Annotated in this window: 16 protein-coding genes and 3 pseudogenes; 9 read left to right on the top strand and 10 right to left on the bottom strand. The window is 73.2% G+C overall.

Annotated features, from left to right (window positions below):
* The first annotated feature begins 246 nt into the window (after window positions 1-246).
* Window positions 247-888 (top strand): hypothetical protein, encoded by a 642-nt coding sequence (locus AB0D49_RS39330; protein ID WP_362768210.1) that lies wholly within the window; start codon window positions 247-249, stop codon window positions 886-888.
* Between the two features lie 330 nt (window positions 889-1,218).
* On the opposite strand, the gene AB0D49_RS39325 is transcribed toward AB0D49_RS39330, so the two are convergent.
* Window positions 1,219-1,707 (bottom strand): FCD domain-containing protein, encoded by a 489-nt coding sequence (locus AB0D49_RS39325; RefSeq protein ID WP_362768207.1) that lies wholly within the window; start codon window positions 1,705-1,707, stop codon window positions 1,219-1,221.
* Between AB0D49_RS39325 and AB0D49_RS39320 the strand changes: the two are divergent.
* Window positions 1,658-1,954, top strand: a pseudogene (locus AB0D49_RS39320) (ABC transporter ATP-binding protein); the annotation flags it as partial. The gene AB0D49_RS39325 and the pseudogene AB0D49_RS39320 overlap by 50 nt on opposite strands.
* A gap of 35 nt (window positions 1,955-1,989) precedes the next feature.
* On the opposite strand, the pseudogene AB0D49_RS39315 reads toward AB0D49_RS39320, so the two are convergent.
* Window positions 1,990-2,472, bottom strand: a pseudogene (locus AB0D49_RS39315) (potassium channel family protein).
* A gap of 132 nt (window positions 2,473-2,604) precedes the next feature.
* On the opposite strand from AB0D49_RS39315, the gene AB0D49_RS39310 reads away from it, so the two are divergent.
* Entirely contained in the window at window positions 2,605-3,114 is a 510-nt protein-coding gene (locus AB0D49_RS39310; RefSeq protein ID WP_362768204.1) for a DinB family protein, read from the top strand.
* 97 nt (window positions 3,115-3,211) lie between these two features.
* Here AB0D49_RS39310 and AB0D49_RS39305 read toward each other — a convergent pair whose 3' ends face one another.
* Entirely contained in the window at window positions 3,212-5,122 is a 1,911-nt protein-coding gene (locus tag AB0D49_RS39305; RefSeq protein ID WP_362768201.1) for an amidohydrolase, read from the bottom strand.
* Between the two features lie 328 nt (window positions 5,123-5,450).
* On the opposite strand from AB0D49_RS39305, the gene AB0D49_RS39300 reads away from it, so the two are divergent.
* Window positions 5,451-6,509, top strand: coding sequence for a LacI family DNA-binding transcriptional regulator (locus tag AB0D49_RS39300; RefSeq protein WP_362768198.1), 1,059 nt, complete (start codon window positions 5,451-5,453; stop codon window positions 6,507-6,509).
* On the opposite strand, the gene cynS is transcribed toward AB0D49_RS39300, so the two are convergent.
* Entirely contained in the window at window positions 6,469-6,915 is a 447-nt protein-coding gene (gene cynS / locus AB0D49_RS39295) for a cyanase (protein WP_362768195.1), read from the bottom strand. The genes AB0D49_RS39300 and cynS overlap by 41 nt on opposite strands.
* Window positions 6,916-7,489: 574 nt before the next feature.
* A pseudogene (locus AB0D49_RS39290) lies at window positions 7,490-8,014 on the bottom strand (S1 family peptidase); the annotation flags it as partial.
* A 316-nt stretch (window positions 8,015-8,330) separates the two neighbouring features.
* Between AB0D49_RS39290 and AB0D49_RS39285 the strand changes: the two are divergent.
* On the top strand, window positions 8,331-9,407 hold the full coding sequence (locus AB0D49_RS39285; protein WP_362768192.1) for a zinc-binding dehydrogenase: 1,077 nt from the start codon (window positions 8,331-8,333) through the stop codon (window positions 9,405-9,407).
* A 154-nt stretch (window positions 9,408-9,561) separates the two neighbouring features.
* Here the strand turns inward: AB0D49_RS39285 and AB0D49_RS39280 are convergent, their stop codons facing one another.
* Window positions 9,562-10,290: a GntR family transcriptional regulator gene (locus AB0D49_RS39280; protein WP_362768189.1), complete on the bottom strand. Its 729-nt coding sequence runs from the start codon at window positions 10,288-10,290 to the stop codon at window positions 9,562-9,564.
* A gap of 183 nt (window positions 10,291-10,473) precedes the next feature.
* Between AB0D49_RS39280 and AB0D49_RS39275 the strand changes: the two genes are divergently transcribed.
* The 4 genes from AB0D49_RS39275 (at window position 10,474) to phnE (ending at window position 14,669) form a co-directional block, all read left to right on the top strand.
* Complete coding sequence (locus AB0D49_RS39275) at window positions 10,474-11,850, top strand: alkaline phosphatase D family protein (protein ID WP_362768185.1); 1,377 nt, start codon at window positions 10,474-10,476, stop codon at window positions 11,848-11,850.
* Window positions 11,851-12,235: 385 nt separating this feature from the next.
* Entirely contained in the window at window positions 12,236-13,138 is a 903-nt protein-coding gene (locus AB0D49_RS39270) for a phosphate/phosphite/phosphonate ABC transporter substrate-binding protein (RefSeq protein WP_362768183.1), read from the top strand.
* A complete protein-coding gene (locus AB0D49_RS39265) occupies window positions 13,138-13,851 on the top strand; it encodes an ATP-binding cassette domain-containing protein (RefSeq protein WP_362768180.1) in 714 nt (237 codons plus the stop codon). Before AB0D49_RS39270 ends, AB0D49_RS39265 begins: the two co-directional genes overlap by 1 nt.
* Window positions 13,848-14,669, top strand: a complete 822-nt coding sequence (gene phnE, locus AB0D49_RS39260) for a phosphonate ABC transporter, permease protein PhnE (protein WP_362768177.1) — start codon at window positions 13,848-13,850, stop codon at window positions 14,667-14,669. The genes AB0D49_RS39265 and phnE overlap by 4 nt, the downstream gene beginning before the upstream one ends.
* A gap of 70 nt (window positions 14,670-14,739) precedes the next feature.
* Here phnE and AB0D49_RS39255 read toward each other — a convergent pair whose 3' ends face one another.
* The 4 genes from AB0D49_RS39255 to AB0D49_RS39240 form a co-directional block, all read right to left on the bottom strand.
* A complete protein-coding gene (locus AB0D49_RS39255) occupies window positions 14,740-16,188 on the bottom strand; it encodes an aldehyde dehydrogenase family protein (protein WP_362768174.1) in 1,449 nt (482 codons plus the stop codon).
* Window positions 16,189-16,254: 66 nt separating this feature from the next.
* Entirely contained in the window at window positions 16,255-16,533 is a 279-nt protein-coding gene (locus tag AB0D49_RS39250; protein WP_362768171.1) for a hypothetical protein, read from the bottom strand.
* Between the two features lie 11 nt (window positions 16,534-16,544).
* The gene (locus tag AB0D49_RS39245; protein ID WP_362768168.1) at window positions 16,545-17,879 is read right to left on the bottom strand and encodes an MFS transporter; all 1,335 of its coding nucleotides are present in this window, start codon (window positions 17,877-17,879) and stop codon (window positions 16,545-16,547) included.
* 519 nt (window positions 17,880-18,398) lie between these two features.
* On the bottom strand, window positions 18,399-19,811 hold the full coding sequence (locus AB0D49_RS39240) for an alkaline phosphatase family protein (protein ID WP_362768165.1): 1,413 nt from the start codon (window positions 19,809-19,811) through the stop codon (window positions 18,399-18,401).
* Window positions 19,812-20,027 lie beyond the last annotated feature (216 nt).

The following is a 20,027-nucleotide window of genomic DNA, read 5'->3' as shown; positions in this document are numbered from 1 at the left end:
CCGGGGTCGTCGCTTTCCGGTTCTTCCCGGGCGCCCGTGGCCTCGGTACGGACGGGCGGGGCGGACCGGACCCGGCGGAACCCCGCGCGCCCCGTGGCCCCCCGCACCACCGGCACGCCCCCTGGAACTCCGGAAACGGTGGCGTCGGCGCCGCCGGCTTCCGGCGAGCGGGGTGCGGGCGTGGATCGTCCCCCGCACCCCGCTCGGGCCAACGCGCGTCCCGAGCCCCACACGAAGGCCGTCACCATGACCAACCCGGAGTCCGACAGAACCTCGCCGCCCGCCCCGCTGGACAGCCTCGCCGCCTATCTCTGCGGCGCCCACCCCGACCTCGACTCGGCACTGCGGTCCGGCCGGGCGGACGTCCGCCCCGTCGCGGGCGCGGCGCTGCACGCGCTGCGGCTGCTGCCCGTGCACACCGGCCCGGTCTTCCGTATGGCGGACGTGCCGCTCGGCGCGCTCGACCTGTACCAGCCGGGCACGACCCTGTTCGAGCCGGGTTTCGTGGCCGCGCGGCACGACGGCGCACCGCGCGAGGGGAACGCGCTCTGTGCGATCTGGTCCGTGTCCGGCCGCCGCACCGCGCTGCTCGGCACGCCGGGCGCGGCGCACGAGGTGCTGTTCCCCGCCGGTTCCCACTTCGTCGTACTGGCGGCGGATCTGTGGGCGGACGGCTCCGGCCGCACCCTGCTGCTGACGGAGACCGGGCCTGACGACCTGGCGGACATCGAGGAGCGGCTACGGCACGCGGCGGCCCACGCGCCGATGGCCACGGAGGACCCGTACGACCGGGCGGAACGGCACTGGCTGCCGATCGGCGTCAATCGCCGACTGCGGCTGTTCCGCGCGGCGAACGGCCCGAGCGCGACGGGCACGCAGGCCAGCTGAGCCGCGTGGGGCGGCCGTAGCCGCCGGTCGACGCCGGCCGCAGAGTACGGCTGCCCGCGCGGGAAGCGGCCCGACCGCTGCGGGGCCCGCCACGCACGCGCGCTGAGCCGCGCGGGCGACCATCGCCGCCGATCAGCGCCAAACGCGTGCTACGGCCGTCCCGCGCGGCAGACGATCCGACCGCACCGACCCCCGCCCAACCCGCCAGACGATCCGACCGCAGCAACCCCCGCCCCACACGCCCCTCCCGTCAGCGCCAGGCCACGGCCGTCCCGCCCGGCAAACGACCCGACCCGCACCCCCACGCGCCCGGAGCGGCCACGGCGCGGGTCAGAGTCTGTCGAGCAGGGCGAGCGTGCGGTCCAGTTCGTCGCGGGCGGCCCGGCCCGCCGCCGCGCTGTCGCCGCGCACCACCGCGTCCACCAGGTCCGCGTGTCCGGCGTCGCCGTCGTCGGGGCCGTCGGCGGTGCGCAGGCCGAGCAGGGCGACCAGGTCGAGCAGCCGGGTGCGCAGCACCGGCAGGAACTCGGTGAACAGCCCGGTGAGGACGGGGTTGTGGGCGGCGGCGACCACCGCCTCGTGCAGCGCTATGTCGGCGGCGACGAACTCCGCGTCCCCCACGCGCACGGCGGCGCGACGGCCCGCGAGGGCGGTGTGCAGGGCGTCGATGTCCTCGGGGGTGCGGCGGCGGGCGGCGAGTTCGGCGGCGCCGACCTCGACGCACACGCGGAGCTCGTAGACGTCGGTGATGGCCGCCCGGCGCAGGCGGGTGGACCAGTCCTCCACGGGGCTCGATGTCGCGGGCCGTGAGCAGCTCATCGAGCGTCTTGACACCCTCCAGCGCACCTACCCCGAGCTGGCGTCCGTCCTGGTCACCCACCACCTGGAGGAACTGCCGCCGGGCACCACCCACGCGCTGCTCCTGCGCGACGGTCGCCGTCTGGCCTCCGGCCCCGCCGACGAGGTCCTGACGAGCGATCAGATCAGCAAGTGCCTCGACCATCCCGTCCGGCTGATCCGCTCGGACGGCCGCTGGAGCGTACGGTCCGGCCGCGCCGGGCACTGAACGCGCAGCAAGGTCCGGCGCCGGACGCCCCCGTCTCAGCGCCCGCCGCGACCCCCGCCGCTCAGCATCTCCTCAAGCCGGTCGAAGCGTTCGTGCAGGGCGCGGGTCGCCGCCAGGTAGTCGCGTTCCGCCGCGGCCTCGGCCCGCCGCAGCGCCCGGCGGCGGCGCTCCTGGTCCCGTCCGACGAACCAGGTCGCCAGGGCGGCGGTGACCACGCCGTACGCGGTGATCCCGACGAGTATCACGGCCACCGCGACCAGGCGGCCTCACAGGGTCACCGGGTAGAAGTCGCCGTACCCCACCGTCGTCGCGGTCTCCGCCGCCCACCACAGGGCCCGGGGATAGCTCGTCAGTTGGGCGCCCGGCGCGCCCCGCTCGGCGGCCACGACCCCGTACGAGCCGGCCAGGGCGACGACGAGGAGGACCAGGGTGGCGACCCCGGTCGCCCTCAGGTGCAGGGAGCGCCCGTGGCGGCCCAGCAGCACCTGGACCGCCCGCGCCAGGAATCCGGGCATCATCCGGGTATCGTGCGCCGCCCTCCCCCGTCCCGCGGGTCCGAACCGCCACAGCGGGGCGGACCGGACCCGAACAGCGGCACCCGCCCGCCCGCTACGCTCCCCGAACGCACCCATGGACGAGGAGACCAGCCCGTGAGCACCGACCACCGCACCGGACCGCCGCACCGGGGAACCGAGCGGGACACCCTCCGTGCCTTCCTCGACTACCACCGCGACACCCTCGCCCTGAAGTGCGCGGGCCTGACCGACGACGAACTGCGGCTGCGGTCGATGCCCCCGTCCACCCTCACCCTGCTCGGTCTGGTGCGCCATCTGGCCGAGGTGGAGCGCGCCTGGTTCCGCCGGGTCTTCGAGGACCAGGACGCGCCGATGGTCTGGTCGGACCGCGTCGACTTCCAGGCGGCCTACGACGCGAGTGGTTCGAGCCGGGCGGAGGCATTCGCCGCGTGGGAGGCGGAGGTGGCGAACTCGCGCCGGATCGAGCGCGCGGCCCCGTCCCTGGACCTGGCCGGGCATCAGCCGAGGTGGGGTGAGGATGTGTCACTGCGGATGGTGATGGTCCATGTCCTCCTGGAGTACGGCCGCCACAACGGCCACGCGGATCTGCTGCGCGAGGGCATCGACGGCACCGTGGGAGCCTGACCCCGGACGGTCCGCCCGTCCGACGTCCGTGTCCGGCCCCGGAGTCAGGATCTCCGCCCGAGCCCTCCGGGCGCCCGGTCAGCCCGCACCTGCGTCGTCAGCCGTCGCCGCGCCCCGGAGGGTGCGCGCAGCCGCAGTGCGCGTGGCGGTTGGTGTGGATCGCGCGGAGGGCGGCGGGGCGGTTTTCGGGCGAGGGGGCGGCCGAACGCAGGGCCGTACCCGATGCCGAGTCCGCTTCGTAGGCGGGCTTGCCGTCGATCAGGGTCAGGCGTACCTGGGTGTCGCTGATCTCGCGCACCGGGACCCTGGTCACGTCCCGGTCGAGGACCACCAGGTCGGCCGCGCGGCCGGGGGTGAGGTGGCCGGTGAGGTGGTCGAGGCGGAGTTGGTGGGCGGAGCCCGCGGTGTGCAGGCGCAGGGCCGAGGCGCGGGAGAGGGCCTCGCGTTCGGGGTAGAGGGCGCCCTGCTCGGAGTCCGCTCCCTCGCGGTCCACGGCGGTGCGGATCTGGTTCCAGGTGTGCAGCGGGTCCACCGGCCAGTCGGAGCCGCCGGAGAGGGCCGCGCCGTGGCGTTCGAGGCTGCGGGCGGGGTAGAGGAGGCGGTGGCGGTCGGGGCCGAGGTAGGGGGCCAGGGCCTCCATGGTCCAGGTGTTGCGGGTCGCCCACTGGAGCTGCATACAGGCGACGACACCCAGGCGCCGGAAGCGGGCGAAGTCGTCGGGGTGAACGAGCTGAAGGTGGGCGATGGTGTGCCGGTTGCCGCGGCGGCCGTTGGCGCGCAGGGCGGTCTCGTAGCCGTCCAGCGCGGTGCGTACGGCGCGGTCGCCGATGGCGTGGGCGTGCAGCTGCCAGCCCGCGCGGTCGAACACCGTGGCCAGACGGCCGAACTCGGCGGAACTGGCGTACAGGTCACCCCTGTTGTCGGTGGGTCTGCCCTGTTCGTCGAGGTAGGGGCGGAGCAGCGCCGCCGTCTGCGCCGGGTACTCGATGACACCGTCCAGGAAGACCTTCGCCACACCGAAGTGCAGCCCGGCCACCCCGCCATGGCGGCGGCGCAGGTCGCGTACGTAGGCCAGGGCCTCCGACGGGTTCTTGACCTGTTCGGTCTCCAGGCGCACGGCGGGGGCGATGCGCTGGAGGAGCCGGCCGGAACGGGAGAGGGCGGCGTAGGTGTCGAGGCCGGACGGGGTGACCAGGGCGTCCATGAAGGCGGTGATGCCCTGGGCGGCGGCCTGGCGCAGGGTCCGGGCGCAGGCGTCGAGAAGGCGGGCCTCGTCGGGGCCGGGGATGTGGCGGCGTATCAGGTCCTGGGCGTCGTCCTTGAGGACGCCCGTCGGGGAGCCGTCGGCGGCGCGGACGATCTCACCGCCGGGCGGGTCGGGCGTGGCGGCGGTGATGCCCGCGATGTCCAGGGCGCGCCGGTTGACCCACATGTTGTGGCCGTCGTTGCCGACGAGGGCGACGGGGCGGCGGGTGGGGAGGGCGTCGAGGAGAGTGTGGTGGGAGACGGTTCCGGTGGGGAGCAGACCGATCGGGTTCCAGTCCTCGGCGACGAGCCAGCCGTCGGGTTCGTCGGCGGCGCTGTCGGCGAGGAACCCCCGCAGCGTCTCCTGGAGCCGGGGCACGGTGTAGGACTCATGCTGGAGCGAGGGGTTGAGGGTGCGCTCGGCGGCGCCCAGGGGGTGGGCGTGGCCGTCGATGATGCCGCTCATCACGGTGGCGCCACGGGCGTCGAGGTACTCGGTGTCGCGTCCGGCGAAGCGGCGTACGGCGTGGGAGCTGCCGGTCGCGAGGATACGGCCGTCCCTGCCGACGGCGAGCGCCTCGGCGGGCCGCCCGGAGGACCGGCCGCCGGTCAGGACGCGCGCGTCATGGATGATCAGGGCGGCGGACCGGCGGGTCTTCGTCCCCGCCGGGGCGGCGGCGGCCGGGGCGCCCGGGACGAGGGCCGCTGCCGCGCCCAGGCCCGCGGCGGCCATGAGATGACGACGGGAAAGCTCAGGGGTCATGGATGGGTCCCTACGATCGGCGGTGCTCGGCGGTGCTGGGCGGTGCCCGGCATCGGCGGTGCTCGGCGGTGCTGGGCGGTGCCCGGCGAGGCGGACGGGCACCGGGACCTCCGGCGGCCGTCCGGAGCCGCCGATGCCCCCTGCCGACGGGCGGACGGGGCGGTTCGGTGCGGCTCTGCTGTCCGGGACCCGGCCCGCTCCTCCCCCGGGCACGGGCCCCGCGCTGCCCAGCATCCTTCGTGGTTAAGCCCATAACCACCAGCGCCCCCCACCATCGATATCCGCAGCACTCTCCCCTTCCCGCCACGGATTCCGTACTCTGAGCCCGGTGCGCCACACGACCATCGCCGATGTCGCCCGCGCGGCGGAGGTGTCCACCGCGACCGTCTCCCACGCCCTCAACGGCACGGGCCGTATCGCTCCGGCCACCCGGGTGCGGGTGCGCTCCGTCGCGTCGGCGCTCGGTTACGGCGACCGTGACGGGCCGCCGCCCGTCGTCTCCCGCACCCTCGCCCTCGCGGTCACGACCTTCGGTCCGGACCCCTGGCACTTCGCCGACGTCCCCTTCTTCGCCCAGGCCATCGCCGCCGCCACGGCCGCCGCCCACCACCGCGGCTACGCCCTGACGGTCCTGCCGTCCGCGCCCGCCGAGAACCTGTGGGCGACCCTCCCGGTGGCCGGTGTCCTCCTCATGGACAGCCCGGCCGACGACCCCGTCGCCCGGATCCTGCGCGCGCGGGGCCTGCCGCTGGCCTTCGACGGCCGCCCCGCCGTACTGCGCCCCGGGGAGGCGTGTGTCGACAACGACCACCGGGCGATGACCCGTCAGGTCCTCGGCCACCTCGCCGGACAGGGCGCCACCGCCATCGCCCTGATGGACGGCGACGGAGCCGATCACTACACCCGCACCTGCCGCGCCGCCTACCTCGACTGGTGCGCCGAGCACGGCGTCCGCCCCCGCCCGCTGCCGATGCCGCCGCCCCTGGTCGAGGACCACGGCCGCACCTACGACGCCGTCCTGTCCGGCCCCGACCGGCCGGACGCGGTGTACGGGATCTACGACCCGTGCGGCCGGCGCATCCTGGCGTCGGCCGCGCGCTGCTCGCTGTCCGTCCCCGGTGATCTGCTCGTCGTCTGCGCCAGCGAGGACCCGGCCTACGCCAGGGCGGACCCGGCCGTGTCCACGGTGAGCCTCGATCCGAGCCGTACGGCGGAGGCCGCCGTCGCCGCCCTGGTCGACCTGATCGAACGCCCCGGCCACCGGCAGCGACCGGTGACCGTCCCGGCCCGCCTGCACATCCGGGCCACCTCGACCCGTACGGCGGCGGCCTCGCCGTACCCGCCGCTCACTCCCACTGATACGGCAGGTACTTCCCGTCCAGCGTGATCACCACCCGGTCCCCGGCGGGGTCCGGCACCCGCCGTACGTCCAGCCGGAAGTTGATCGCGCTCATGATGCCGTCGCCGCACTGCTCATGGATCAGCTCCTTGATCGTCGGCCCGTACACCTGGACGATCTCGTAGAGCCGGTAGACGGTGGGGTCGACCGGGACGGCGGTGTCCAGGGCGCCGCGGGTCGGCTGGAGCTGGAAGGCGAGGGCGGCGTCCTCGCCGAGTTCGAGGAGGGCCGCCGCGGTGGTCGCCTCGTCCTCGCTCATGGGGTGCTGGCCCAGCAGGGCCGCGGTGGTCCAGGCGAGCGGTCTGCCGGTGGCCTCGGCGAGTTGGGCCCAGGTGACTCCGGTCCTGACCTTGGCCTCACGTACGGCTTCGGCGGCTTCCCGCTTGCTGAGCATGTCCGTCTCCCTCGACGAAGGGTGTACCGGTGGCACGACACGTCCGTCCCCCAGAGTAGGAGACCGCCGGTCCATGGGTCCGGCATCGTCGTGGATCGATCCACCGCGCGGGGCCGGGGAAGAGAGCGGAGTACAGGCCGGGCGGCCGATCTTGTCAGTGCCGCGCACCCGGTCTGGAGGTGGTCGGTGAATTCGATGACTGGCGCGTACCGAATCGCGAGCCGAATTCGGTGAAGTCTTCGGAACCGGCCGGGGGAACGACTAGCGATCACAGGAACTCCGGAGGGAGATGCTTCGTGCTCCTCGGCCAGGAATTCGGGAGGCTGTCGCCCGCTCACTTTCCGAGCTTCCTCGACGTCCCTTCCGGTGCGTCGCTCTCGGCCGGGCCGGGAACGGCACGTGGTCCGGCTCTCCTCTGGAAGAGCCGGACCACGCCCGCCGACCAGTGGGGGGAATGGTCAGCGGATCGGAATCAGGGCGGTGGTCCGATGCCGGTGCGACCCGCCCCGGAGGTCATGCCCAGGGGTCATCCCCGGGGCGTGAGGCCGGGGCTGGCTCCGATCTGTCCGCCGAGACCCGCGCCCAACTGCGCTCCGAGGTCCGCCAGCGCGGTGGTCACCGGCTGGTAGAAGGACTCGCCGCCGGTCACGCAGTCGCCGTTGCCTCCGGTGGTGAGCCCGAGAGCGAGGCCGTCACGGGTGAACAGAGGGCCGCCGCTGTCACCGTCCTCGACGCGGACGCTGGTCTGGATGAGACCGGTGACCGTGCCGGCATCCACGAAGTTGACGGTGGCATCGAGGCCGGTGACCCGGCCGGAGGCGAACCCGCTCGTAGCGCCCATGCGCGCCACGGATTCACCCACGAGAGCCTGGGCGGCCCTCCCGATGGGGAGCCTGCCATCGGGTCCCATGTCGACCTCGCTCGGCGCCAGGGTGCCCGGGGTGGTGTACTTCACCAGGGCGTAGTCACCGAGTCCGGAGTCGATGGACCGGACGGTGGTGCCGATGGGCGTTCCGCCCGTTCCCTGCGATCACTGGGTGCCCTCGGGCCCGCAGTGACCGGCGGTGAGGAAGGCGGGCGTGCCGTCGCCCGCGGTGACGAGTCGGGAGTCGTCGCCGGTGACATTCACGACGAGTTGCCGTTTGTCGGTGTCGTGGTAGGAACCGGCGAAGGTCTCGCCGAGGCTCCCCGCGCGATGGCGGGAGCGTGGACCGGATCTCGGCAATACCACATGCTCGAAATCAAGCGGGCCTACTGACCGCCTTGCCTCTGCACAGATTTGCGCATCCCTGCGACTGCTGACATCCATTCGGGATGGCCTCAGCCGGTCGGGCCGGACCTCGCACTTGGCCCACTGAGCCAACTTAGGTATACAGGTTATTGCCAATGGGCCAAGAGCATGACATGTTTGGCCCATGACCTCTGCGCCAACCTCCGACACCGTCGCCGTCCGCTACGCCCGCTGGGACGGCGTCGGTATGCCCTTCACGCTGGTGTCCGACACCACGCCCCGCACTCCCGGCCCGGGTGAGGTGCTGGTGCGGATCGACCTGGCGACCGTGTGCGGCAGCGATCTGCACACCGTGCATGGCCATCGCTCCTCGCCCACCCCGACCGTGCTGGGCCATGAACAGGTGGGCACCGTCGTGGCGGTGGGCGCCGGGTCCCCCGGCTGTGTGGACGGGAGGCCGGTCGTGCCGGGGATGCGGGTCGTGTGGTCGGTCACCGCTTCCTGCGCTGACTGCGACCGCTGCCTGCGCGGTACGCCGCAGAAGTGCCGGGCCCTGCGCAAGTACGGTCATGAGCCGCTGGACACCGGCGCCCCGCTCACCGGCGGTTTCGCCACGCACTGCGTCCTGGTGCGGGGGACGTCGATCGTGGCCGTGCCGGACGGGCTGCCGGACGCGGTGGTGTGTCCGGCCTCGTGCGCCACGGCCACCGTCGCCGCGGTCGTCGACGCGGCGGGTGATCTGCGGGGACGTACGGTCCTGGTGACCGGGGCGGGGATGCTCGGGGTGACCGCCGTGGCGATGGCGGCGCGGGCCGGGGCGACGGTGATCGCGGTGGACCCGGCCCCGGCCCGCCGGGCGCAGGCGCTGCGGTTCGGCGCGCACGGTGTGCGGGACATCGGCGAACCGCTCGCCGAGGTGGACACCGCGCTGGAGCTGTCCGGGCGGCCCGAGGCCGTACAGACCTGTCTGGACCGGCTGACGGTGGGCGGCACCGCCGTCCTGGCGGGTTCGGTCTCACCCGGCGATCCGGTGGCGCTCGACCCGGAGTGGCTGGTGCGGGGGCTGCGCCGGGTGGTCGGTGTGCACAACTACCGCGCCGCCGACCTCCAGACCGCGGTGGACTTCCTCGCCGCCCACCATCAGCACGCGCCCTTCGCCGAACTCGTCGGCGGGCACTACGCGTTGGGGCGGCTGGACGAGGCGGTGGCGGCGGCGCTCACGGCGGCCGAGCCGCGGCAGGCGGTGTCGCCTTCGCTGTAGGGGAGGGCAGGATCGGTCGCTTCGCAGGGGGTGACCTGCCGCCTCGCAGGGAGGTGAGCTGCCGCCTCAGAGTTGATGATCTGCTGCTTCACGGGTGCGGAGACCGGAGGTACGCCCCACAGTCACCGCACAAGCCCCTCCCCCCCCCCGCCCCTCACAGCATCGCCGTCCGTGAGCTGCGTGTGTTCGTGACCGTCACCGAGGCCACGTCCGAGCGGTAGCGGTCCTCCGACCATTCCAGCGGTACCCCCTGGGAGTCCGTGGTGAGGCGGCGCTCCCGTAGCAGCGGGGTGCCCTCGGGCACGTTCAGGAGGCGGGCGTCGACGGCGTCGGCGGGGACCGCGTCGAAGGTGTGCCGGGCCGAGTGCAGATCGACGCCCCACTCGGTGAGCATCGCGTAGATGGAGCCCGAGTCGAGGTCGGCGGCGATCAGCGGGCGGCCCACCGGCTCCACGTACGTCATGCGTTCCAGCATGGCGGGGCGGCCGTCGAGGAGGCGCAGCCGCAGGAGTTGGACGACCAGGTCGTCGGGGTCGATGTGCAGGGCCGCGGCGACCTCGGGCTCGGGACGGCGCAGGGCGATCTCCTGGAGCCGCTGTCCCGGCGTGTGGCCGGTGAGTTCGGCGCGGCGGGTGAACGAGAGGAACGACTCGAACGGCTGCGACGGCACCGCGTCGAGGACCACCGCCTTCTTGCCCTGCCCGCCCCCGATCAGCCCTTCGTCGCGCAGGGTGGCGAGGGCCTGCCGGACCGGCCCTCTGGACGCCGAGAACTCCTCGCACAGATGCGCTTCGGAGGGCAGTGAGGCGCCCACCGGGAGGGCGCCGCTCCGGATGCGCTGACGCAGTTCGGCCGCGATGGACCGGTACAGAGGAGTTGCCATGGCCCCGACCCTACCGGCGGCCCCCGCCCCACCGGCGGCTCCGGCCCTACCGGCGGCTCCGGTACGCGGAGGTGAACTCAAACTCGATGTGAACATAGGGGGTACTTATATACCTAGGTTCTTGCGACCGGTCCGGGCCAGTGACACCTTTCCCTCACGCCTACTCCCCGAGGAGGACGAGAGATGACTCAAGAAGGCGTCGAGAGACGGGTGTTCCTGGCCGGCGGGGTCGCCGCCGCGCTGACCGTGACGGGCGCACCGGACGCCCTGGCGGCGACCGGTGCGGCGGAGGCAGCCGCCGCGGTGGAGCCGCCGGTGGGTCCGCTGGTCGGCCATGTCGACCACAGCGCGGCCCGGGTGTGGGCCCGACCGGGTCTGGAGCCGTCGCTGCACCCGGACTGGGTGTGCGTCTACCGCAGGCGCGACGGCGTGGGCGGCCCGCTCCGGACGACCGGACGGCTGTCCACCGCGAACGACCGCACCCTGCTGCTGGATCTGCCGGGCCTGCGCCCCGGCACCGCGTACGACTTCACCCTCGCGCCGACCGTGACGGCGGCCGGATTCACCCCGCTGACCGGGGGTTTCACCAGCGCTCCGGCGCCGGGCGCGGCGACGAGGGTGACCCTGGGCCTCGGGTCGTGCGCGCCCTCGCTGCCCGACCGGGTCTGGACGAGGATCGTGGACGAGGGCTGCGACAGCTTCGTGATGCTCGGGGACACCCCGTACATCGACTCGTCGGATCTCACGGTGGCGCGGCGCAAGCACCGGGAGTTCCTGGCGCAGCCGGAGCTGGCACGGCTGATCCGGTCGATGCCGGTGTGGGGCACCTGGGACGACCACGACTTCGGGGTGAACAACAGCCTGGGCGACCACCCGGGCAAGGCCGGCAACAGGACCGCGTTCGTGGACTACCGCGCCAACGCCTCCTTCGGCCACGACCGGAACGGGAAGCGGCTGACTGGACGGGGCACCGGGGAAGGTGTCTATACGTCTTTCCGGCGCGGTCCGATCGAGGTGTTCCTGCTCGATCCCCGCTGGTTCAGCCGGACCGGGGCGAGCTGGGCGGACCCGGCGCGGCAGACCTGCCTGGGCCGGGTGCAGTGGGACTGGCTGCGCGACGGGCTGAAGGCCAGTACCGCCCCGTTCAAGGCCCTGGCCACGGGCATGATCTGGGACGACAAGCAGAACACGGAGTCCGACGACTGGGGCACCTTCGCGTACGAGAAGGACGCCATCCTGGACTTCGTCGCCGGCGAACGCATCCCGGGCGTCTTCCTGGTCGGCGGGGACATCCATGTCTCGCGTGCCCTGAACTACGGGCCGCGGGTCGGCTACGACCTGTGGCAGTACATCGTGAGCCCGCTGCACGAGCGGACCATCCCGAGTCTGAACGTGCCGAACCCGCATCTGGTGCACAGCGCGGTCGAGCCGCATGTGTTCCTGAAGCTGGTCGCCGACACGACCGTGTCCGACCCGACCCTGACCGCGACCTGGATCAACCGTGACGGGCGGCGGATCTTCGAGGTCGCCCGCACGGCGTCGGGCATGGGCCATCGCTAGGCCGTGACACCCTCTCCCGCGCGGCCGGGCCGGGGGGGGCGCGCCCCGCTCACCCCGCTCGCCCCGCCCGGGTCGCCCGGGTCGCCCGGGTCGCCCGGGTCGCCCGGGTCGCCCGGGTCAGGGGCCCGCCTCGTCCAGGCTGCTGGTGCGCCTTCGGCCACATCCAGGTGAACACCAGGTGACCTATCAATACAAGCATTGACCCGGGTTGGCAGGGCTGACACCGTTCACCCTGCCAGCCCGGAGAGGCCGTCAGCGGGCCCCACGCCGCGCCCCTCCCCCGCAGTGCCTCTGCCGCACGGTGCCTTCCCTTCGCGGCGCCCTTCCTCGCAGTAGTCCTCCCCCCGCTCCCGCCCTGCTCGTTTCCATCCCCCCGGAGCCCATCGTGTCCGTCCGCCGTCTCGCCCTCGCCGGCACTCTGATCGCCGCCCTGTCCCTCACCGCCTGCTCGGGCGGGTCCGGTCGGGCCGACTCCGCCACCTGCCCCGGTGGCAAGATCCGCTTCGGTGTCGAGCCCTTCGAGGACCCGGCCAAGCTGACCCCCGCCGCGAAGGTGCTCGCCGACGCCCTCGGCGAGAGCCTCGACTGCGAGGTCGAGATGGCCGTCACCGAGGACTACGCCGCCGAGGTCCTCGCCATGGAGAACGGCAAGCTGGACATCGCGATCTTCGGCCCGCTCGGCTATGTCTTCGCCAGCGAGCGCGCCCAGGCCGAACCCCTCGCTTCCTTCGGCGACGGCAGCGGCGCCGTCTCCAGCTACACCGCCGGGATCTGGGTGCCCAAGGACTCCGAGATCCAGGGCGTGAAGGACCTCGAGGGCCGCTCCCTCGCCCTGTCCTCCATCGGCTCGACCTCCGGTGACGCCCTGCCCCGCAAGGCGATCCTGGACGCCGGGCTCAGCGAGGACGATGTGAAGGTCAACTACGCGGGCGGTCACCCGGAGGCCCTGCTCGCACTCGCCAAGGGCACGGTCGACGCCGCCGAGATCAACTCCCAGCAGCTCGCCAGCGCCACCGCGTCCGGCACCTTCGACGCGAGCGAGTTCCGCAAGGTGTGGACCTCGGACCCGATCCCCAACGACCCGATCACCGTGCGCGGCGACATGGACCCCGCGTTCAAGAAGGCCGTCAAGGACGCCCTGCTGAAGCTGCCCGCGGACAAGGTGGGCGAGCTGGGCGCCCTCCTCGACGTGGACCCGCCGGCCCCCCTCATCACCGTCGACAAGGGCACCTATCAGCCGCTGTTCGACCTGGCGAAGACCCTCGGCCTGACCGAGCAGGACGTCTGATGCTGGCACTGACCGGGGTCACCGTCCGCTACGGCGAGCGGGAGGTGCTGCACGGGGTGGACATCACCGTCGCCCCGGGAGAGCTGCTCGCCGTGCTGGGGGCCAACGGATGCGGCAAGTCGACGCTGCTGCGGGCCGCGGCCGGACTCCAGCCGATGACCGCGGGCGGTGTCACCCTCGCCGGACGGCAGCCCGGCCCGCTCGACATCGCGCTGGTCTTCCAGCAGATCCATCTGGTCAGGCGGCGCAGTGTGCTGGACAACGTGTGCGCCGGGGCGCTGGGCCGGCTGCCGCTGCGCCGGTCGCTGACGCCCGCGCTCTTCCCCCGCGAGGTGCGGGAGGAGGCCATGGCCTGTCTGGACCGGGTGGGTCTGGCCGACCGGGCGCACGACCGGGCCGGGAGCCTGTCCGGGGGCCAGCAGCAGCGGGTCGCGGTGGCCCGCGCGCTGTGCCAGCGGGCGCCGGTGGTGCTCGCCGACGAGCCGGTGTCCGCCCTCGACCCGGCCGCCTCCGAGCAGGTCCTGGCGCTGCTCGCCGAACTCGCCCATGACGAGCGGCTGGCCGTGCTCGCCGTTCTGCACCAGCCGTCCCTCGCCGCCCGCCACGCCGACCGGATCGTGGGGCTGCGCGAGGGCCGGGTGGTCCTGGACGGCCCGGCCCGGCTGAACACCGACGCCCTGTACGAACCCCGTGTAGCGAAGGCCGCCCCATGACGCTCCTGACCGACGACGTCCGGCGGCTCCCCGTGCCGCCGAAGCCGCCGCGGCCCAAGGCCCTGTTCGTGGGCTGGGCCCTCGCGGCCGTGGTGGCGGGCGTCCATGTGATCGCCTGGGACGCCACGGACATGTCGTTCGCCGCCCTGATCGAGGGCTGGCGGGGCATGACCGACTTCCTCGGTGAGGCGTTCCCGCCCGCGCTGGGCTGGGACGTCCTCGGGCCGAGCCTGTCCGGGGCACTGGTCACCCTGTGGATCGGTCTGCTCGGCACCACCTTGTCCATTCCCGCCTCGCTGGGCCTGGCGCTGCTCGCGGCGCGGGGCACGGCCCCTTCGGCGGCCGTCTACCAGGCGGCTCGTTCCCTGCTGTCGTTCCTGCGGGCCGTCCCGGACGTCGTCTTCGCGCTGATCTTCGTCACGGCCGTCGGTCTCGGCCCGTTCCCCGGGGTGCTGGCGCTGGTGTGCCACAACGTCGGGGTGATGGGCAAGCTGTGGGCCGAGGCTCTGGAGGACGCCGACCCGGGCCCGTCCCAGGCGCTCAGGTCGGCGGGCGCCAGCCGGGTGCAGATCGCCGCGCACGCCCTGCTGCCGACGGTGACCCCGCAGCTCACCGGGCTGCTGCTGTACCGGCTCGATGTCAATGTCCGCTCGTCGCTGGTGCTCGGGCTGGTCGGCGCGGGCGGGATCGGCTTCCTCATCAACCAGTCGATCAAGCTGTTCCAGTTCGACGAGATGCTCACCCACATCCTGGTCGTCCTGGTCCTCATCATGGCGGTCGACCGGCTGTCGGCGCTGGTCCGGCGCCGGTTGTCCTGAGCGCCGGGCGTCCGACGGGGCGGCCTCGCCGGGACCGGCGGAGGGACCGGTCCCGGTGAGGCCGCGGCGCTCAGTAGCGGATACAGGCCGAACGCAGATCTGTGTAGAAGTCCCAGACGTCCGGTGAGCACTCGGGGGCGCCGAGCTGGGACGCCTTGGCCCCCATGTGCGGGAGGTGGGCGTAGGCGCCGACGCCGGGGCGGTTGACGTGCAGCATCCCGGCCTGGAAGTCGTGCAGGGACTGGAACATCAGCGCGGGGTCCCGGGTGAAGATGGTCCCGGACATGCCGTACTTCACCGAGTTGGCGATGCGCATGGCGTCGTCGTAGCCGTCGCAGTCGATGACGGACAGGACCGGGCCGAAGATCTCCTCCTGGGCGATCTCGGTGTCCCAGCCCACATCGGTGAGGACCGTGGGTTCCACGAAGAATCCGGGGCCGGGCGCGGCCAGGCCGCCGCAGACGAGGGTGGCTCCGGCGGCGACCGCTTTCTGGACCGCGTCAAGACAGGCCCGCATCCGTTCGGCGTTGACGACGGGTCCGATGTCGGCGGACGGATCGTCGCCCCGCCCGGTGCGCAGGGCGGTCACCCGGGGCAGCAGCCGCTCCAGCAGCGCCTCGCGCACCGCGCGGTCCACGATCACCCGGCTGGTGGCGCTGCACCGCTGGCCGCTCTGCCCGAACGCGCCGTGCACGATGGCGTCCACGGCCGCGCCGAGGTCGGCGTCGGCGAGGACGATGAGGGCGTTCTTGCCGCCCAGTTCGAGCTGGGTGCGCAGCAGCCGGGTGGCCCCGGCCCGGTTGATGGCCTGGCCGACCGGCAGTGACCCGGTGAAGGACACCCCGGCCACCCGGGGGTCGGCGACCAGCGCTTCGCCCGGCTCCCGGTCGCCCTGGACCAGGTTGAGCACACCCGGCGGCAGCCCGGCGTCCACGAACGCCTGCACCAGCAGAGCCGACGTCCAGGGGGTCAGCGGCGACGGCTTGAGCACCGCCGTGCACCCGGCGACCAGCGCCGGGGCGACCTTCCACACCGGGATCGCGAGGGGGAAGTTCCACGGGGTGATCAGTCCTACGACGCCCAGGGGCCGCCGGAAGGTCATGGCGAGCGTCCGCGGCTCCTCCGCCGGGGTGGTGACCCCGTTGAGGCGGCGGGCCTCCCCGGCGGTGAAGTCCATGATGGTGACCGCGCGGATCACCTCACCGCGGCTCTCGATGAGGTGTTTGCCCTGCTCACGGGTGATGGCTTCGGTGAACTCGTCGGCGCGGTCCTCGATCAGCCGGGCGGCGGCGGTGACGAACCGGGCCCGCTCGATCGGGCCGAGCACGTCCCAGGGGTCCAGCGCGTCCGCCGCCGCGTCGACGGCGCAGACGGCGTCCTTGGCTCCGGACTCGGCGAAAGCTCCGATGACGTCGTGGGTGTCGGCCGGGTTGAGGTCGGCCCGGACCGTCCCGGTCGAGGACGGCACCCAGGCGCCGTCGAGGTGATTGTGGAGGTGCTCGGCACGCGGCTGTGCCATGGGGCGGCTCCTGCGAGGTGTGCGGCCGACGCGGCGGCGCGGGCCGGGGGCGGACGGACGGCCTGGTCAGCGGCGCGGTGCGAGGTGCGGCGCGGGGCCGCGGTCCATGCGCACGGCGACACGCGGTGCTGCCCCGCCACGGGCGGCGGCGACGGCGGAGTCGATGTCGGTGAGCGGCAGCGCGGCGAGCAGGCGTTGCGGCGAGGTCCGGGCGAGGACGTCGCCGGGGACGAGTCCGGGGCGGGGCTGGGGGCTGAGGACGAGACCGTCGCCAGGACCGCGCCAGACGGCGGCCAGGGGCAGCCCACGGGTGTCGGGAGGTGTGGCGGTGGGTGTGAGTGTCATGTAGGGCCCGTCTAGCGTCGGATGGTGAGGGCGGCCAGGGCGCTGCACACGCAGGCTCCCGCGACGATCGGGAAGATCAGACCGGTGTCACCGGTACGGTCCATGACCCCGCCGATCAGTGGTTCGGCGGCGCCCGCGAAGAGGTACGAGAAGCAGTTGACGGTGCCGGTGGCGGTCCCGGCGAGGCGCTTGCCCACGAGGTCCGGGCACAGGGCCCAGAAGGAGGAATGGGGGCCGTAGACGAAGAAGCCGGTCAGGAACAGGACGACGATGCCGGCGGTGGTGCCGAGCGGGGCGGCGTACATGGTCAGCGCGGCGATCGCGCCGACCAGCGTGAACAGGATGATGGGCCGGTCGCGGCGGGAGCCGAAGAGGCGGTCGGAGATCTGTCCGTTGACCAGGGCACCGGCTGCCATGCCGACGGGCAGGGCGACGGAGATCCACAGCGGGCTGATGCCGCTGCCGCCGCCGCTGTCCTTCCAGTCCTCGCCGAGGAAGTGGACGGGGACCCAGATCAGCAGTCCGTAGCGGGCGGCGTTCTGGAAGCCGATGGCGATGCCGGTGGACCAGATCCTCGGGTTGCTCAGCACGGTCCGGTAGCGCCGGGCGCTGCTCTCGCCACGGGCGGCGGCCTCGGCGTCGGCGGCCTGCTCGGCGGCGGAGGACGTGTAGGCGGCCGGCTGGGTGACTCCGGCCTGGGCGGGGCTGTCGCGGGCGACGAGGTAGAAGACGAGGCCGCCGACCAGCATCAGCAGCACGGGCGCGCGGAAGATCCACCGCCAGTCGAGGTCGAGGGTGTCGACGACGACGGTCGAGGTAACGAAGGCGAGGACGGAGGCCATACCGGCGGCGAAGGTGTAGAAGCCGAAGCTGCGTCCGCGCTCGTGCGGGGCCCACCAGGTGGAGATGACCCGGCCTCCGGAGGGCCAGCCCAGGGACTGGGCGAACCCGTTGGCGCCCCAGAAGAAGGCGAGGGAGCGGGCGCCGGTGGAGAAGCTGGTACACCAGTTGAGCAGCGTGGAGAGGACTGCTCCGGCGGTCATCATGCGCCGGCCGCCCCACTTGTCGGCGAGATTGCCGTTGATCATCTGTCCGGCGGCGTAGGACCAGAGCAGGATGCCGCTGATCGCGCCGAGGCCGGCCTTGCTGAGGCCGAGGTCCGCCTCGATACCGGGGATGGCGAAGCCGAAGGTCTGACGGCCGGTGTAGAAGAAGAAGTAGCAGAACATGGCCGCGAGCAACATGCGCCACTTGAGCCGGGTGTAGGTGCGGTCGTCCGTGGCGGCCCCGGGTCTTCCCGTCCCTGGGAGTGTTCCTTCCGGGCTGTGCTGGGCGTTGCTGGACATGGCGTTCCCACCGATCTGCGGGGAGTGACTCGGTCCACCGGGGTGGTGGAGGGGAGCACGGCCGGGGGCCGGGCGGGTATCCCGCGCCGCCCTCGGGAGCGGTCCCCGGGAGCGGGGCGGCACAGGATGTCAGTGGGTGGAGCGGGAGGGGTGTCGGGGGGCGGGGTCTGGCGGGGGGGCGGGTCACCTTCCGTTGGGAGCGACGGGGGCAGTCACCTTCCGCCGGGGGGCGGGTCACCTCCCGCCGGAGGGCGAGTCACCTCCCGCCGGGGGGCAGTCGGGGGGAGGCGAGTCACCTTCCGCCGGGCGGCGGCGGCAGGAGGCAGGCCCGGGGCAAGTCACCTTCCCCCGGGAGTGGCGCGGATCTGGCGCGGAGGGCCGGTCACCCTCCCCCAGGAGTGGCGGGGGTCTGGCGCGGAGGGCAGGTCACCTTCCCCAGGAGTGGCAGGACGCTGGCACGGAGGGCGAGTCACCCTCCGCCGGGAGCGGCGGGAGGCTGGCACGGGAGGGGCAGGTCGGTCACCTCCCGCCGGCAGCGGTGGTCGACTGCTCGCGGGCGGCCAGGGTCGTGGCCACCCAGAAGGCGTCGTAGTTGCGGATGCGGGCGAGGCTCCCGAAGGGGCTGTCGAGGGGGTCGGGCTCGGGGAGACGGCGGTTGATCAGGAAGGGGATCTCCAGTTCACCGAGGGCGCCGTGGGAGCGCAGGGGGGCGTCCAGGCCGCTGAGGTCGTGCCAGGCGGCGAAGCGGCCGAGCGCGGTTCCGGCCTCGGCGAGGACGACGATGTCTCCGATGCGGTCGGCGGGCAGCGCGAAGCGCTCGGCGGCCTCCTCCCGGCCGTGCACCTCCTCGATGCCCGGCAGCCGCCGCAGGGCCGCGACGACCTCGGCCCGGTCGGTGTCCGGGGGCAGATGGACGCTGGCGAACGAGCCGAGAGCGCCATGGTGGACGGTGTAGGGGTCGGTGATGGGCAGGATCACCCGCAGGCCACGGGCATCCGCCTCGGCACCCGCACCGGCGTCGGCACCAGCACCGGCGTCGGCACCGGCATCAGCGTCGGCAGGGAGACCGAGGATGCGGCGCACCTCCTCCTCGACATACACGACCCGCGGCTCACCGGCGGCGTCGGTCTTGGGGCTCATGCCGTGGTCGGCGGTGAGGACCACGATCGCGCCGAGGTCGGCGAGCTTCCCGGCGTAGTGGTCGATCTGTTCGTAGAGCGCGTTGGCGGCCTCGGTGCCGGGGGCGTTCTTGTGCTGGATGTAGTCGGTGAGGGACAGGTACATGAGATCGGCGCCGCGGGTCTCCATGATCTTCAGACCGGCCGCGAGGGCGAACACGCTGAGATCGGCCGAGTACACGCTCGGCAGCGGCCTGCCGACCAGGTCGAGCACATCGGTGATGCCATTGGCCTCGACGGTGGCCTCGTCGGCCTTCTCGGCGGAGAAGCAGATCCCCCGGCGCGGCGGTGCCTCGAACCTGCCGGAGCCGTCGAGGGCGGGCCCCTCCTCGACCAGTCCGGCGCCGAGCAGCCGCCGCAGCTTGTCCTTGGCGGTCACCACGACCACGTCGAGTCCGGCGGCGCCCGCGGCGGCGAAGACGGTCGGCACCCGCAGGAACCGCTTGTCGTTCATGAGTACCTCCTCGCCGGTCTCGGTGTCGAAGAGGTAGTTGCCGCTGATGCCGTGCGCGGCGGGCGGCCGTCCGGTCGCGATCGACACATTGTTGGGGTTGGTCAGGGCGGGCATGGCGCAGTGGGCGGGCCAGCTGGAGCCCTCACCGCTGTCCAGCACCTTGCTCAGCCAGGGCATCCGCCCGGCCGCCAGCGCCGCCAGGTGGTAGTCGGGCTCACTGCCGTCGATGCAGATCACCACCACCGGGACGCCGGGGGCGGTATAGGTCCTCCCGTTCACTGCGAACGTCACTGCGGTCACGCCTGCTCCTCGGTGCGGGGTGTCGTTTCCTGCCGAGGAGACTGCGGTACGGGGAAGGGGGACCGGAACCCCTGATTGGGCTATGGGGACTATTCGGTCAGCGGGAGCATAGACGTTCACCTGCGTCTTCATGAGACCTGCACGGTGTCGGGGCCATCCGGCGGACCGACGGGAGCGTACCTGGGGACCACCGGAGGGGCCCGTCCCGTCCCCGCG

The sequence above is a fragment of the Streptomyces sp. NPDC048290 genome, from assembly GCF_040652095.1.
Taxonomy (GTDB): domain Bacteria; phylum Actinomycetota; class Actinomycetes; order Streptomycetales; family Streptomycetaceae; genus Streptomyces.
This window is presented reverse-complemented; position numbering and strand designations above follow the sequence as displayed.